The organism is Amycolatopsis sp. GA6-003 (assembly GCF_046267895.1).
In the GTDB taxonomy this organism is placed as follows: domain Bacteria; phylum Actinomycetota; class Actinomycetes; order Mycobacteriales; family Pseudonocardiaceae; genus Amycolatopsis.
The window spans coordinates 5,371,058-5,383,803 of record NZ_CP176499.1 but is presented as its reverse complement, the minus strand read 5'-3'; the positions used below and the strand labels follow the sequence as shown (position 1 = coordinate 5,383,803).

The 12,746-nt window shown below is 70.4% G+C and carries 11 protein-coding genes; 5 read left to right on the top strand and 6 right to left on the bottom strand.

Features of this window, described 5'->3' with window-relative positions; translation table 11 throughout:
* Nucleotides 1–81 precede the first annotated feature (81 nt).
* The 3 genes from F9C12_RS24190 to F9C12_RS24180 are packed head-to-tail and all read left to right on the top strand — an operon-like array spanning nucleotide 82 to nucleotide 3,872.
* A complete protein-coding gene (locus F9C12_RS24190; protein ID WP_409461934.1) occupies nucleotides 82–1,884 on the top strand; it encodes a sensor histidine kinase in 1,803 nt (600 codons plus the stop codon).
* On the top strand, nucleotides 1,881–2,534 hold the full coding sequence (locus F9C12_RS24185) for a response regulator (protein WP_409184127.1): 654 nt from the start codon (nucleotides 1,881–1,883) through the stop codon (nucleotides 2,532–2,534). The genes F9C12_RS24190 and F9C12_RS24185 overlap by 4 nt, the downstream gene beginning before the upstream one ends.
* 30 nt (nucleotides 2,535–2,564) lie before the next feature.
* A complete protein-coding gene (locus tag F9C12_RS24180) occupies nucleotides 2,565–3,872 on the top strand; it encodes an amidohydrolase family protein (RefSeq protein ID WP_409461933.1) in 1,308 nt (435 codons plus the stop codon).
* A 2-nt stretch (nucleotides 3,873–3,874) separates the two neighbouring features.
* Here F9C12_RS24180 and F9C12_RS24175 read toward each other — a convergent pair whose 3' ends face one another.
* The 6 genes from F9C12_RS24175 to F9C12_RS24150 form a co-directional block, all read right to left on the bottom strand.
* Nucleotides 3,875–4,552: an SDR family oxidoreductase gene (locus F9C12_RS24175; protein WP_409461932.1), complete on the bottom strand. Its 678-nt coding sequence runs from the start codon at nucleotides 4,550–4,552 to the stop codon at nucleotides 3,875–3,877.
* A gap of 52 nt (nucleotides 4,553–4,604) precedes the next feature.
* Entirely contained in the window at nucleotides 4,605–6,275 is a 1,671-nt protein-coding gene (locus F9C12_RS24170) for a hypothetical protein (RefSeq protein WP_409461931.1), read from the bottom strand.
* A gap of 99 nt (nucleotides 6,276–6,374) precedes the next feature.
* Nucleotides 6,375–7,772, bottom strand: coding sequence for an SdrD B-like domain-containing protein (locus F9C12_RS24165; protein ID WP_409461930.1), 1,398 nt, complete (start codon nucleotides 7,770–7,772; stop codon nucleotides 6,375–6,377).
* A gap of 54 nt (nucleotides 7,773–7,826) precedes the next feature.
* Nucleotides 7,827–9,905 carry a PhoX family protein gene (locus F9C12_RS24160; RefSeq protein ID WP_409184122.1) on the bottom strand — a complete coding sequence of 693 codons (2,079 nt, stop codon included), beginning with the start codon at nucleotides 9,903–9,905 and terminating at the stop codon, nucleotides 7,827–7,829.
* A 170-nt stretch (nucleotides 9,906–10,075) separates the two neighbouring features.
* Entirely contained in the window at nucleotides 10,076–11,296 is a 1,221-nt protein-coding gene (locus tag F9C12_RS24155; protein WP_409184121.1) for an MFS transporter, read from the bottom strand.
* Entirely contained in the window at nucleotides 11,293–11,778 is a 486-nt protein-coding gene (locus F9C12_RS24150; protein WP_409184120.1) for a MarR family winged helix-turn-helix transcriptional regulator, read from the bottom strand. Before F9C12_RS24150 ends, F9C12_RS24155 begins: the two co-directional genes overlap by 4 nt.
* An 85-nt stretch (nucleotides 11,779–11,863) precedes the next feature.
* Between F9C12_RS24150 and F9C12_RS24145 the strand changes: the two genes are divergently transcribed.
* Complete coding sequence (locus tag F9C12_RS24145; protein WP_409461929.1) at nucleotides 11,864–12,502, top strand: HAD family hydrolase; 639 nt, start codon at nucleotides 11,864–11,866, stop codon at nucleotides 12,500–12,502.
* Nucleotides 12,499–12,705: a hypothetical protein gene (locus F9C12_RS24140; RefSeq protein ID WP_409461928.1), complete on the top strand. Its 207-nt coding sequence runs from the start codon at nucleotides 12,499–12,501 to the stop codon at nucleotides 12,703–12,705. Before F9C12_RS24145 ends, F9C12_RS24140 begins: the two co-directional genes overlap by 4 nt.
* Nucleotides 12,706–12,746: the final 41 nt, after the last annotated feature.

Genomic DNA, 12,746 nt, shown 5'->3' with positions numbered 1-12,746 from the left:
TCCCTCATCGGCCGATCGGCCGATGAGGGACGAACCACGTGGCCAAGGTGCGCGCTGGCGCGGATCCTCTACCGTCACGGTGTGCCGCACACCCCGCCGTCGAAAACGCTTGCCGCGCGGGCGACCGAACTCGCCCGCCGCCTCGACATGTCCGTGCTCGTTTTGCTCGCGGCGCTGGCGTTCGACGTCGTGTTCGTGACCAACGCGGCACTGGACAACGTCGGCTCGCGCTTCGTCGACCTCGGCCTTTTCCCGGGCATTTTCGCGATGGCGGCGTGCGCGTTCTGGGCGCGCAAACGCGCGGCGGTGGCGGGCGTATTCGGTGCGCTGACGCTGATGTTCTGCACCTTCGCGATCCGCTACCTCTCCATCCCGACCTACTCGAGCGTGCTGGCGAATCTGTCCATCACCGAAGTGGTGGCCGGGATCGAAATGGTCTACTTCCTCGCCCGCCGGGCGCGTCCGGGCGTCGCGTTCGCGGTGATCAGCGCACTGGTCATGGGCACGCTCACCGCGGTGTTCGGCCGCGAGGCCGAGATCCGGTTCCACGCCAGCAGCATCCTGCAGTCGTTGCTCTTCGGTTTCCTGCTCCTCGTCGCCGCCGTGGTCACCGGCGCGGTCGGGCGGCCGCGGCGCGAACGCGACCCGGCGACGGTGGAACGCCTGCGGACCATGCACCGGTTCACCGAACTGGTGCGCGGCCAATGGCCGTTGATCGGCATGCTCAGCATCGGCGTGCTGATCGAATTCGGCTACACCTACGAAAGCGGCAGCCGCGGTTTCCCGCTGCTGGCCTGCTCGATCGGCGCCGCCGCGGTGACCGCGCTGTCGCCGCGCCGCCCGCGCGACGCGATCCTGGTGGTGGCCGGGATTCTCCTGCTGTCCGCGCTGATGACGCCGTTCCTGCACCCCAGCCACAGCTACCAACTGCTCGGCGGCATTCCGCCGACCCAGATCGTGGCCGGGTTCGGCGTGGTCGTGAACGTCGTGCGGGCGGTGCCTCTCGCGCGCGCCTGGCCGCGCATCGTGGTGCTGTCCGGCGCGGTCGCGGTCGGCACGATCCTGAACTTCAGCCAGTACCGCACCGGCCGCCTGCTCACCGACCCGGCGACGCTCGGAATGCTCGCCACCGTCGCGGTCCTGCTGCTCGGCATCGCCATCGCGATCGGCCTCTACCTGCGGTCGCGCGATTCCGAACGCGCGCAGGTGGTGAAATCCGCGGTCACCGACGCGCAGACGGCCGAGCGGATGGCGCTGGCGAGGGAACTGCACGACGTGGTCGCGCACCACGTGACCGGGATCGTCGTGCAGGCGCAGGCCGCGCGGATGATGGGGGAGAAAAACCCGGAACTCGCGCTGGAGGCGATGGGCCGGATCGAGAACGCCGGCGTCGAGGCGCTCGCCGCGATGCGCCGGCTGGTCCGCAGCATGCGCGGCGACGCACAGGCCGGTTCGGGCGAGTTCAACGAACAGGCGACCACCGACCTGGCGGCTGACCTGCACCGGCTTGTCGAAGCGGGCAACCACGGCATCCCGACGCGGCTCAGCCTCGACCTCCCGGCGGACCTGCCGCACGAGGTCGGCCGGTCCGCGCTGCGGCTGATCCAGGAGTCGCTCACCAACGTCGGCAAGCACGCCTCGGACGCCACCGAGGCGCTCGTGCTGGCCGAGGTCGTCGACGGCGAACTGCACCTGCGGGTGACCGACGACGGCAGCGGGCAGACTCATCGCCCGGCAGGCGGGTCGGGCGGATACGGTCTGGTCGGCATGCGCGAACGCGTCGCGCTGCTGCACGGCAGGCTTTCGGCAGGCCGCGAGCCGAACGGCGGCTGGCGGGTCGAGGCGTGGCTGCCGCTCGAGGCGAACGGGGAGACAGACGGGTGATCCGGGTACTGATCGCGGACGACCAGGAAATGGTGCGGATGGGTTTCCGCATGATCCTGGACGCGCAGGACGACATCGAGGTGGTCGCGGACGTGCCGGACGGGGTCTCCGCCGTCGCCAAGGCGCGCGAACTGCGCCCGGACGTGTGCCTGCTGGACATCCGCATGCCGGGCCTGGACGGGCTGGAGGTCACCCGCCAGCTGGCCGGGCCGGACGTGGCCGACCCGCTGAAGGTCGTCGTGGTCACGACTTTCGACCTCGACGAATACGTGCACACCGCGCTGCGCAACGGCGCGAGCGGCTTCCTGCTCAAGGACGCCGGGCCCGCGCTGCTGATCGAAGCGGTGCGCGCGGCCGATCGCGGCGACGCGCTGGTGTCGCCGCAGATCACCGTGCGGCTGCTGAAGCACTTCGACGGCGGGAACACCGCCAAGCGCGAGGCTCCGGCCCCGTCGGAACCGCTGACCGCGCGCGAGCTGGACGTGGTGAAGGCCGCCGCCCGCGGGCTCACGAACACCGAAATCGGCGCGGAGCTGTTCCTGTCGCTGTCGACGGTCAAGACGCATCTGGCTTCGGTGCAGGGCAAAGTCGGCGCCCGCAACCGGGTGGAAATCGCGGCTTGGGCCTGGCGCAGCGGCGTAGTGGATTAACCGCTACTGGCACGCCCGTACTATCTCGTTATGTCGCGTCGCTTCCATGCTCCAGTCGTTCTGCCCGCCGACCCGTCCTGCTCGCTGCTTCGCGACGCCGTCGTGGATGTCGACGGCGAAGGCCGGATTTCCTTCGTCGGGCCGGCTTCGGACGCACCGGAGTTCGCCGGCGAGCAGACCCGGCTGACCGGAATCCTGGTGCCCGGCTTGGTGAACTCGCACGCGCACAGCCCGATGACGCTCCTGCGCGGCATGGGTGGCGACCTGCCGCTGCTGCGCTGGCTGCGCGAGATCATCTGGCCGGCCGAGGCGAAGCTGAAGCCCGCCGACGTGCGCACCGGCATGCTGCTCGGATCGGTCGAAATGCTCCGGCACGGCATGACGACCAGCGCGGAAATGTATTTCGAAGGCGAGCAGCTCGTCGACGCGGTGCTCACGACCGGCGGGCGAGTGCTCGTCGCGCCGCCGGTGATCGAACTGCCCGGGATGGACTGGCGGGCGACGCTCGCCGCGATCGACCGGTGGATCGACGCCGACGGACTGCGGTTCGGTCCCGGCGAGCGGATCGAGCTGGGGTACGGGCCGCATTCCGCGTACATGCTGAACCCGGAGGGGTTGCGGGCTACCGCCGAGTCCGCGGCCGCCCGGGGCGCGCTGGTGCAGATTCACGTCGCGGAGGCCGCCGCGGAGGATCTGGAGCAGCGCAAGCAGTACGGATCGGTGCCTCGGCTGCTGGATTCGCTGGGGATGTTCAACGGCCGGACGCTGGCGGCGCATTCGGTGCATTTGTCGGACGAGGACATCGCGATCTTCGCCGCCCGGGGCGTCGGGATGGCGCATTGCCCGGGGTCCAACGCGAAGCTGGCTTCCGGGATCGCGCGGATCAAGGACCTGCGGGCGGCCGGCGTCGCGATCGGGCTCGGCACCGACGGTCCGGCGTCCAACGACGACATCGACCTCTGGGAAGAGCTGCAGCTGACGGCGATGCTGGCTCGGCTGGCCAATGACGATTCCACCGTGGTGACCGCCAAGGACGTGTTCCTGATGGCCACCCGGGGCGGGGCGGAGGCGCTGGGCCGTCCCGACCTCGGGGTGCTCGAGGCGGGCCGCTGGGCGGACCTGGTGCACGTCGACCTCGACGACCCGGCGTTCGCGGCCGGGCTGGACGTGCCGGACGAGCAGTTGCTGGCGAACCTCGTCTGGGCGGCCGGTTCTCGCCGGGTGCGGGACGTGTGGGTCGCGGGCGAACAGGTCGTCGCCGACGCGGAGCCGACTCGGGTCGACCGCCGCGAGATCCAGGCGACGGTGGCGGACACCGCCGCCCGGCTGCGGGCCTGACCTCAGCGAGGACGGATCTGGATTTCGGTGAGGTGTGCTTCCGGGGTGGCGGTTACCGCGGTGAGGACGGCCGTTGCCACCGAGTCTGGGCGCAGGTACTTGTCGACGTCGTAGCTGCCGCCCTCTTGGACGCGGACTTCGCGTTGCATGTCGGTGTCCGTGCGGCCGGGGAAGATCGACGTCACGCGCAGGCCGGGTTCTTCGGCGCGGAGTGAGTCGGCGAAGGCGCGGGCGGCGAATTTGCTTGCCGCGTAAGGGCCCCAGCCGGGACGGGCGTGGTATCCGGCACCGGAGTTGATCACGACGACGTGGCCGTTCGCGTTGCGCAGCGCGGGAAGCAGCAGGCGAGTCAGTTCCGCGACCGCGATGACGTTTACCTCGAGGTTCGTGCGCCACACGGAGGCAGGCGAGTCGGCGACCGTGCCGATTTTGCCGGTACCGGCGGAGTGCACCAGCACGTCCAGGCGGTCGATCTTGCTGGCCGCGGCTTCCAGCGAAGCCGCGTCGGTGAGGTCGACCGGCCAAGGCTGCGCTCCGGGCAGTTCCTCGGCCACCTTCGCCAGTGCGTCGGTGTCGCGGCCGCCCAGAAGAAGCCGGTGCGTCGGGGAGAGCTGGTGCGCGATAGCCGCGCCGATGCCCCTCGAGGCACCGGTGATCAAGGCGAGCGGGAGGTCGGTCATACCGGCCACGGTAGGCGTCCGGCGCGGATTCGCCAGCCGGGGGAGTCGTCGATCACTTCGCCGGAGCGCACTGAGCCGCGGCCCGGGGATCGCGGGGATAGCGGATCTCCGTGCGGTGCACCGCGCCGGTGAAATTGTCGATAAACCGACTCCAGGTGAGCGGTTCGCGGGTGGAGGCGAGGACCTCCTGCACGTCGGGGCAGCGCAGTGCTTGGCGGGCGGCGTCGATCTCGACGGGCTGGAACATCCGGATCTCGCCGTCGGTGGCGTAGTCGCCGCGTCCGGCTTCGGCGATCTCCCAGGCCGCGGCCAGCCACTTCGAGTGTCCGGGGCGGCCGCCCGCGATGGCCGACGAGTGTGCGGCCAGGTCGCTGGCCAGCCCGTAACCGTCGTGGATGCGGACGTCCAGCGAGACGATGTTGCTGATCGCGCCCATGCTGTCGGCCGCCATGGTCACGTACGGGCGGTCGGTCGGGAAGCGGAACCACTGCTTGACGTCGCCGTAGCTGTAGACGAGCACGGCTGGCTGCTGCGTCGCCCGCACCGCGTCGACGGCGTGGCGGATGACGTCCTGGCCGAGGTAATCCGTCGCCAGCACGGGGTGTTCGCGTCCGGTCGCCCAAGACCAGTAGCCGCGTTCGTCGGTGACGCTGACCGCGAGATGGGTGCCTTCGTACGGCACCCGCAGCCAGCCGCCCGCGATGACCGACCACACGGCGACTCCGGCGACGAACGCGATCGTCTTCCGGGTCACCGGAATCGCCAGCACGGGAAGCAGCAGCGCGAACAACGCGGGCAGCAACATCCGGCCGTGCATGAAATCGCCGCCGACCCGCACGACGTACAGCGCCAGCAAAAGCGCGCCTGCCAACGAAGTCAGCAACAGAATCCGCGACCGGCGCGCCAGTACCGCGGCAATCGCCAGCAGCAGCAACGGAATCCACAGCACGTACGGGCTGATCAGGTCAGCGAGGTACGCGAAGCCGCGCGGCCAGTCGCTGTTGGTCGCTTCCTTCGCGAGCGCGGTGTTCGGCGTGAGCAGACCGTAGTAGCCCATCCGAAACACTTGATAGGCCACCGGAATCGCGATTCCCGCGCCGAGCCAGCCCAATGCGGCAAGCCATCGCGGACGGCGCAGCAGCACGAGTGCGACGAAGCCGACCACGCTGAACAACGCCAGGTCCGGGCGCACGAGCGGACCCAGTCCGAGCACGATCGCGGTGGCGACCGGGGTTTTGCCGCGCACCAGAAGCCACCAGCTCAGCCCCAGCCACAGGAACACCAGGCCGGTTTCCAGTCCGGAGGTCGCGAAGTCGCGGAACGGCGGGAGTGCGCAGACGACCAGCGCACCGGCGGGAACGACTGGTCCGGCGTAGAGCCGCCGAGCGCCGTCGAGGCCGAAGAACAAACCGCCCACCGCGCACAGCAGGCCGGTGATGACCGCGAGCCATTCCAGTGGCGGGCCGGGAATGGTGCCGACTCCGGCGAGCAACCACGTCCACAACGGACTCGTGCTCGCCTCGACGCGCTCGCCGACGTTGAACACCGGCCCGTTCCCGGCGAGGATCTGCCGGACGGTGCGGAGCACGAGCAGTCCGTCGTCGCTGATCCACCGGCGTTGCCAGGCGAGTACCGCATACAGCGCGAGGACCGCCCCGGTGGCGGCCCACGTCCAGGTCATCGGGCGGCGGTACCACGAGGGCGGGTCGGCGACCGCGGTCATGATTGGTCCAGACCTCCCCGAGACGTGGTGTGCAGCCACAGTCTCGCATCCGCCCGGACGTGACGCTCAGTGGTCGCCGCGAAGGTCCGGGAAGGACGGTCAGCGCGCGGCCGAGGCGGAGGCGGTGGGCAGCGGCGGCCCGCTCGGCGCGGACGGGACGGTCGGCAACGGCGGGGCGAGGCCGATGTCCAGGTCCATCCGCTCGCGGTCCTTGCCGCCGAGGGTGAACGGCGAGGTGCAGCCGGTCACCGGGTCGACGGCCGAGTCCAGCCCCGGCGTGCCCGCGCCGCGCTGGGTGACGGTGAGGCGATCCGGCAGCTTCGAGATGTCGAAGCACACCTGGTAGGTGCCGTCCTTGCGCTGGTCGAACAGGTAGCCGCCGTCGGCGTTCGTGCGCGCGGTGGCGACGGTGCCGCCCGCGCCGTCCTTGAGCGTGACCGGCAGCTCCGGGAAGCCGGGTTCGTCGTCGTCCTGCGTGCCGTTGCGGTTCAGGTCTTTCCACGCGCGGTCGCCGATCTTGCCGACCGAGGGCTGCGGCGTGACCATGACCGTCGCGGACGCCTTCTGCTCGGCGAGCGGCCCGCCCGGACCGGCGCCGGTGACCTTCGCGGTGTTGACGTGCCCGTTGTCGTCCTCGGTGAGGTTCGGGTGGGCGCAGGCGAGTTCGCGCGACGCGTTGGCGGCGAGGTCGAACGCGCCGGGAAGCCCAGTGCACCACGGGTCTTTCACGAGCAGCCCGGTGAGCGGTTCGGAGCCGGTGTTGGAGACGGAGATGCGGAAGTGCGCGGCGTCGCCGGCCGGGATGGCAGCCGACGGGCCCCACGTTCCGTGCGCCGGATTCCGCACCTCCATCTTCACCGCGAACGCGGCGAGAGCCACGTGCACGCAGTCCCACAGCACCCAGTTGTGGTTGGTGCTGGCGAAAAAAGAGACCCCCGCGGTGTCGTCCGGCGCGGCGAACGGCGGCAGCTCCTGCCGCGCGAGCCTGCCGTCGGACGCGACGTCGTGCGTCACCGCGAGCGGTTTCTCCACCAGCACACGACCAGCGCGGTCGGCGAAGCGCAGTCCGGTCGTCGCGCTCGCGCGCGAACCGAGGCCGGACTGTGCGGTACCCGCCCACACCGACAGGGAGTATTGCCCGCCGGGCACCGCTTTCACCTGCTGGCTGGCCGAGCTGACCCGGCCGTCCGGCGTCTGGATCTGCGCGTTGACGTGCCCGTCGACCGCGTGCGCGGTGCTGGTGAGCAGTTTCGGCACCCGGTCCGCCGGGGTGCTGCGCGGAACCGGCGCGGCGGGGGTGAAGAGATACTCCCGGGGAGGCCCGCCGGGCGAACCGGCGTCCTCCACGCTCGGGTTGGCCGCGATGCCGCCGCACTCCGGAGCCCCCTCGGCGGGAGCCGATCCGGGAGTGACGACGGCGAGCGCGCCGACCAGCATCGCAGTGCCCGCCGCCGCGCCCGCCGTACGTCCGATCGCGACTTTCCTTGCCCGCCTCACGCGGTGAAGCTAGACCCAGGAAGCCCGATCGGCGGTAAGAAACACCCCAAAGTGTTACCGGCGGCCGATCCGGCCCGGCAATCCGAAGGCGCCCTTCTTCCACACCGACACGATCGCCGGCCGCGGCTGGGAGCTGCCGCCGTCCGGCCAGTGCGAGGTCGGGTTCGCCGAACTCGGCGCGTCCTCGCCGGGGTGCTGCACCGCGACGAGCACGAGGTTTTCGGTGACGACCGGACCGCACGTCTCCGCGCCGACCGGCACGGACAGGAACTGCTTCACGTGCCCGCGCTCGGGTCCGGTGACCGGAACCGAGAACAGGCCGTCGTTCGCGCCGAGGGTGTTGCCGTCGGTGGAGATCCACAGGTTGCCGTGCGGGTCGAAGGCCACGTTGTCCGGGCACGAGATCGGGCTGACCTGGTCCTTCGGGAAACCGCCGAAGTAGGTGTCGGCCGTGGCCGGATCGCCGCAGACGAGCAGCAGCCGCCAGGAGAACCGGGTCGAGGCGGCGTCGCCGCGGTCCTCGTCCCATTCGAGGACGTGCCCGTTTTTGTTGCGGGTGCGCGGGTTCGCCTCGTCCGGGGCCGCCTTGCCCGCCGCGCCGCGGTCGGAGTTGTTGGTGAGCGCGGCGTAGATCCGGCCGTTGACCGGGTTCGGCTCGATGTCCTCCGGACGGTCCATTTTGGTCGCCCCGGCGCGGTCGGCGGCTTGCCGGGTGAACACGTAGACCTCCTCCGCGGTGAATCCGTCCACAAAGGACTTGTCGCCGCTGGCAAGGGGAATCCACTCGCCGGTGCCGTCGAATTCGCCGTCGGCGGGCAGCTTGCCGGAACCGTCGATCTCGCCCGGGCTGTTGCCGGAGAACTTGGCGACGTACAAGGTCCCGTCGTCCAGCAGCGCCGAATTGTGCCGCCGGGCGAGCGCGGAGTTCCCCTTCTTGTACTTGCCCTTCGACACGAATTTGTAGATGTACTCGAACCGCTCGTCGTCGCCGGAGTACACCGCGACCCGGCCGTCCGCGGTGATCTTGACGTTCGCCGCCTCGTGCTTGAACCGGCCGAGCGCGGTGTGCTTCACCGGCGTGGAATGCGGGTCGTTCGGGTCGATTTCCACGACCCAGCCGAACCGGTTGGGCTCGTTGGGCTCGCGTGAAACGTCCCAGCGCTTGTCGAAACGCTCCCACTTCCGCGTGCTCTCGCCGGTGCCGATCGCGTACCGCTTGAGCCGCGCGGCCGCCGCCGGGTCGGTCACCTTGTCGGCGTGCGCGAAGTACTGGTGGAAGTTCTCCTCGCCGGACAGCACGGTGCCCCACGGCGTGACGCCGCCGGAGCAGTTGTTCTGCGTGCCGCGCACCCGCTTGCCGGACGGATCGGCCGAAGTCTTGAGGTACTTCGAACCGGCCGCCGGACCGCGCACCTCGAAAATCGTGTCGAGCGTGATCCGCCGGTTCAGCGGGCTCGGCACGGTGCGCAGCGCGCCGCCGATCGGGTCGCGCAGCGTCTGCACCACCGACAACCCGTGTGCCGCCCAGGCGATTTTCACCTGCTCCTCGGTGGGATTGGCCGGGTCGTACTGGTCGGCCGGGAACAGGTGCACCTCGGTGGTGTACTCGTGGTTGACCACCAGCAGGTTGCGCAGGCCGAGCGGATCCTGCGGGATCAGGCCGACGAAGTCGTTGTTGTAGCCGAACTGCTTGGCCTGCGCGGCCGCGGTCTGCTTGCGGAAGTCGAATTTCGGCGCGCCCGGGACCACCGGGTCGCCCCAGCGGATCACCACGTGCTGGGCGTACCCGTCGGGGATGCTGACGGCGTCGAGCTTGTTCGGCGGCACCGGCGTGAAGTCGGTGCCGGGCACGGCGCGGCCCTTCGCCAGCGGCGCCGGAGGTTGAGCGGGGGCGGCCGCCGCGGTGCCGGACAGCGCGGCGAATCCGCCCGCCGCCGCGGCCATTACCGCGCCCGCCTTGAACACGCCGCGGCGCGAAACGCCCTTGGCGATGTCGCCGAAGTATTCGTTGCCGGTCGGGTTCGGGGCCTCGTGCGCGCACGCGTTGCCGCAGCGGTATTCGCAGGTGATCGGTGACCGGCCGGCGGAATGCGCGGTGAACAGGGGCAGCAGTCGTCCGGGCTCCAGGGACACGGGGCCTCCAGGGTCGCTTCTCGGTGGGAACGCAGCGACCGTATGCGGCGAAAACCCCTGGAACCGGACCAAAAGGTGAACAGCGGGTGTATTCGGCGAAAGACGACGATCGCCCCCGAACAGACAGTCCGGGGGCGATCGCCGAGGGTGGCTGTATTGACCGGAGAGGCTCAGAACTCCTCGTCGCCGACGAGCGCGGCCTCCCTCGGCACGGTGTGCGGGTCGGCCTTCTTCTCCCGCTGCGAAAGCAGCACGGCGGCGATCAGGCAGAGCACCGCGGCGACCAGGAACGGTCCCTGCTCCCAGCCCATCCACTCGGCGACGTGCCCGACGAGCGTGGCCGCGATCGCGCCGCCGAACCAGCGGCAGAAGTTGTACCCGGCGCTCGCGACCGGCCGCGGCGCGTCGCTGATCGACATCGCGGTGCCGGTGAACAGCGTGTTCAGCAGCCCGGAAACCAGCCCGGACACGATGATCCCGACGACCACCACCGGCTTGCTCGGAATGGCGAGCACCAGCATCAGCACGGTGTAGCCGGCCACCGCCAGCGCGGCCGCGTGCCGTTCGCCGAAGCGGGCGGCCATTTTCGGCGCGAGCACCACGCCGGCGATCGCCACGCACAGGCCCCAGCCGCAGAAGATCAGCCCGACGGCGATGGCGTTCCAGCCGAGCACGAACGGGGACCAGGCGAGCACCGCGAAGAACGCGGCGGTGTAGAGCGCCGACGCGATCGACGTGCGCAGCAGGCCGGGGTGCTTGAGCGCGCGGAGCGGGTCGAGCAGCTTGATCGGTTCGCGTTTCTCGGCCGAGTCGCTCTTCAGGAAGATCGAGCACAGCACCAGCGCGGCGACCATGAGCACCGCGGTGCCGAGGAACGGACCGCGCCACGAGATCGTGCCCAGCAGCGCGCCGAGCAGCGGGCCGACGGCGAGCCCGACGCCGAGCGCGGCCTCGTAAAGCAGGATCGCGCCGGATTGGCCGCCGGTCGCCGCGCCGACGATCACCGACAGCGCGGTGGCGATGAAGAAAGCGTTGCCGAGGCCCCACACCGCACGCAGGCCGACGAGCTGTTCGATCGAACCCGCCGCGGCGCACAGCGCGGTCGCGGCGACGATCAGCGTCAGCCCGACCAGCACGGTCCGCTTGGCCCCGAACCGGGCGGACATCGCGCCGGTGAAGAGCATGGCGATCACCTGCACGCCGAGATACGACGTGAACAGCAGCGTGACCTGGGACGGCGAGGCGTTCAGCCCCTTGGCGATGGAGAGCAGGATCGGGTCGACGAGGCCGATGCCCATGAACGCGATGACCGCGGCGAACGCGGTGATCCACACCTGTTTGGGCTGGCCTTTGACCGCGTCCAGCAGGCTCGAGTGGTGCTCAGCGCTCATCGCGGATCAGTTCCTCCTTCGGCTGTTGCGGCGAGTTCCGCGGCGGGATCGTCACGGTGGAAGTCGGCGATCAGCTTCGTGAGCGCGGGAAGCGCGGCGTCGATGACGGCGCGCTCCTCCGGGTCGAGGCGGTCGAGCCGCGCCCGCAGCTCCGCCTCCCGGCCCGCGATCATCTCGGCGTAGAACCGCTCGCCTTCCGGCGTGGCCTCCACGAGCACGGCGCGCCCGTCCTCGGGATCGGGACGGCGGGTCACCATGCCGAGCCGCTCGAGCCTGCGCACGACGTCGGTCATCGACGGCATCCGCACCCGCTCGAGACGGGAGAGCCGGCTCATCCGGCTCGGCCCCCGGCCGACCAGCTCCGACAGCACCGACCCCTGGGTCAGGGTCAGCAGCTGCGCGGATTCGCGGCGCACCAGGTAGTACAGCCGGAACACCACCGGCCGCAGCCGCTGCGCCAGATCGCCCCTCGAGGAAGTCACTTAGCTAGGCTAACAAAAATTAGTTAGGGTGGCGAAGTAATTCGGCTCACAAGGTGGTCCAGTCCAGGACCCCTAGGCTGGAGAAGTGGATGCGGTGATCTTCGACCTCGACGGCGTACTGGTGGACTCCGAGACGACGTGGGACGAGGTGCGCCGCGCCGTGGTCGCCGAGCACGGCGGGACCTGGCGCCCCGAGGCGACCCGCGCCCAGCAGGGGATGAGCACCCCGGAATGGGCGCACTACCTGGTGGACACCCTGGGCGCGCGGCTCACCCCGGACGAGATCGCCCGCACGGTGATCGACGAGATGGCCGCCCGGTACGCCGACCGCCCGCCGGTGATCGACGGGGCCGACCAGGTCGTCCGCGAAATCGCCCGGCACTGGCCGGTCGCGATCGCCAGCTCGTCGCCGCCGGTGCTGATCCACTCGTTCCTGACCGCGTGCGACCTGACGTCGCTGGTCCCGGTGGCGGTGTCGAGCGAGGAAGTGGCCGCGGGCAAGCCGGAGCCGGACGTCTACCTGCGGGCGGCGATGCTGCTGGGCGTCGAAGCTTCCCGCAGCGCGGCGGTCGAAGATTCGACAAACGGCCTGCGCGCGGCGTTCGCGGCGGGCATGACGGTGTTCGCGGTGCCGAACCCGCACTTCCCGCCGGACCCGGAGGTGTTGCGGGAGGCGACCGTGCTGCCGGATCTGGCCGCACTGCCTGCCGCGCTCCGTGAGTGACGCAGCCCACCTCGGCAAACAACCCCAAATCGGTCGCGGCAGGTATCCGGCCGGACGATCGCCTCGCCTGGCTCGCCGGACAGGGCTGGCGGACGACCGTCGACCGCGCGGGCGAGCTCGCCGCCAGCTACGGCAAACAGCTGCCCGGCCCGCTCCGCGACGCGATGACCAAAACCGAACTGGTCACCGTCGACCTGCCCTGAAACTGCCGTGCGGGGAACCCTGCCGGAATCAGATTCCCGCA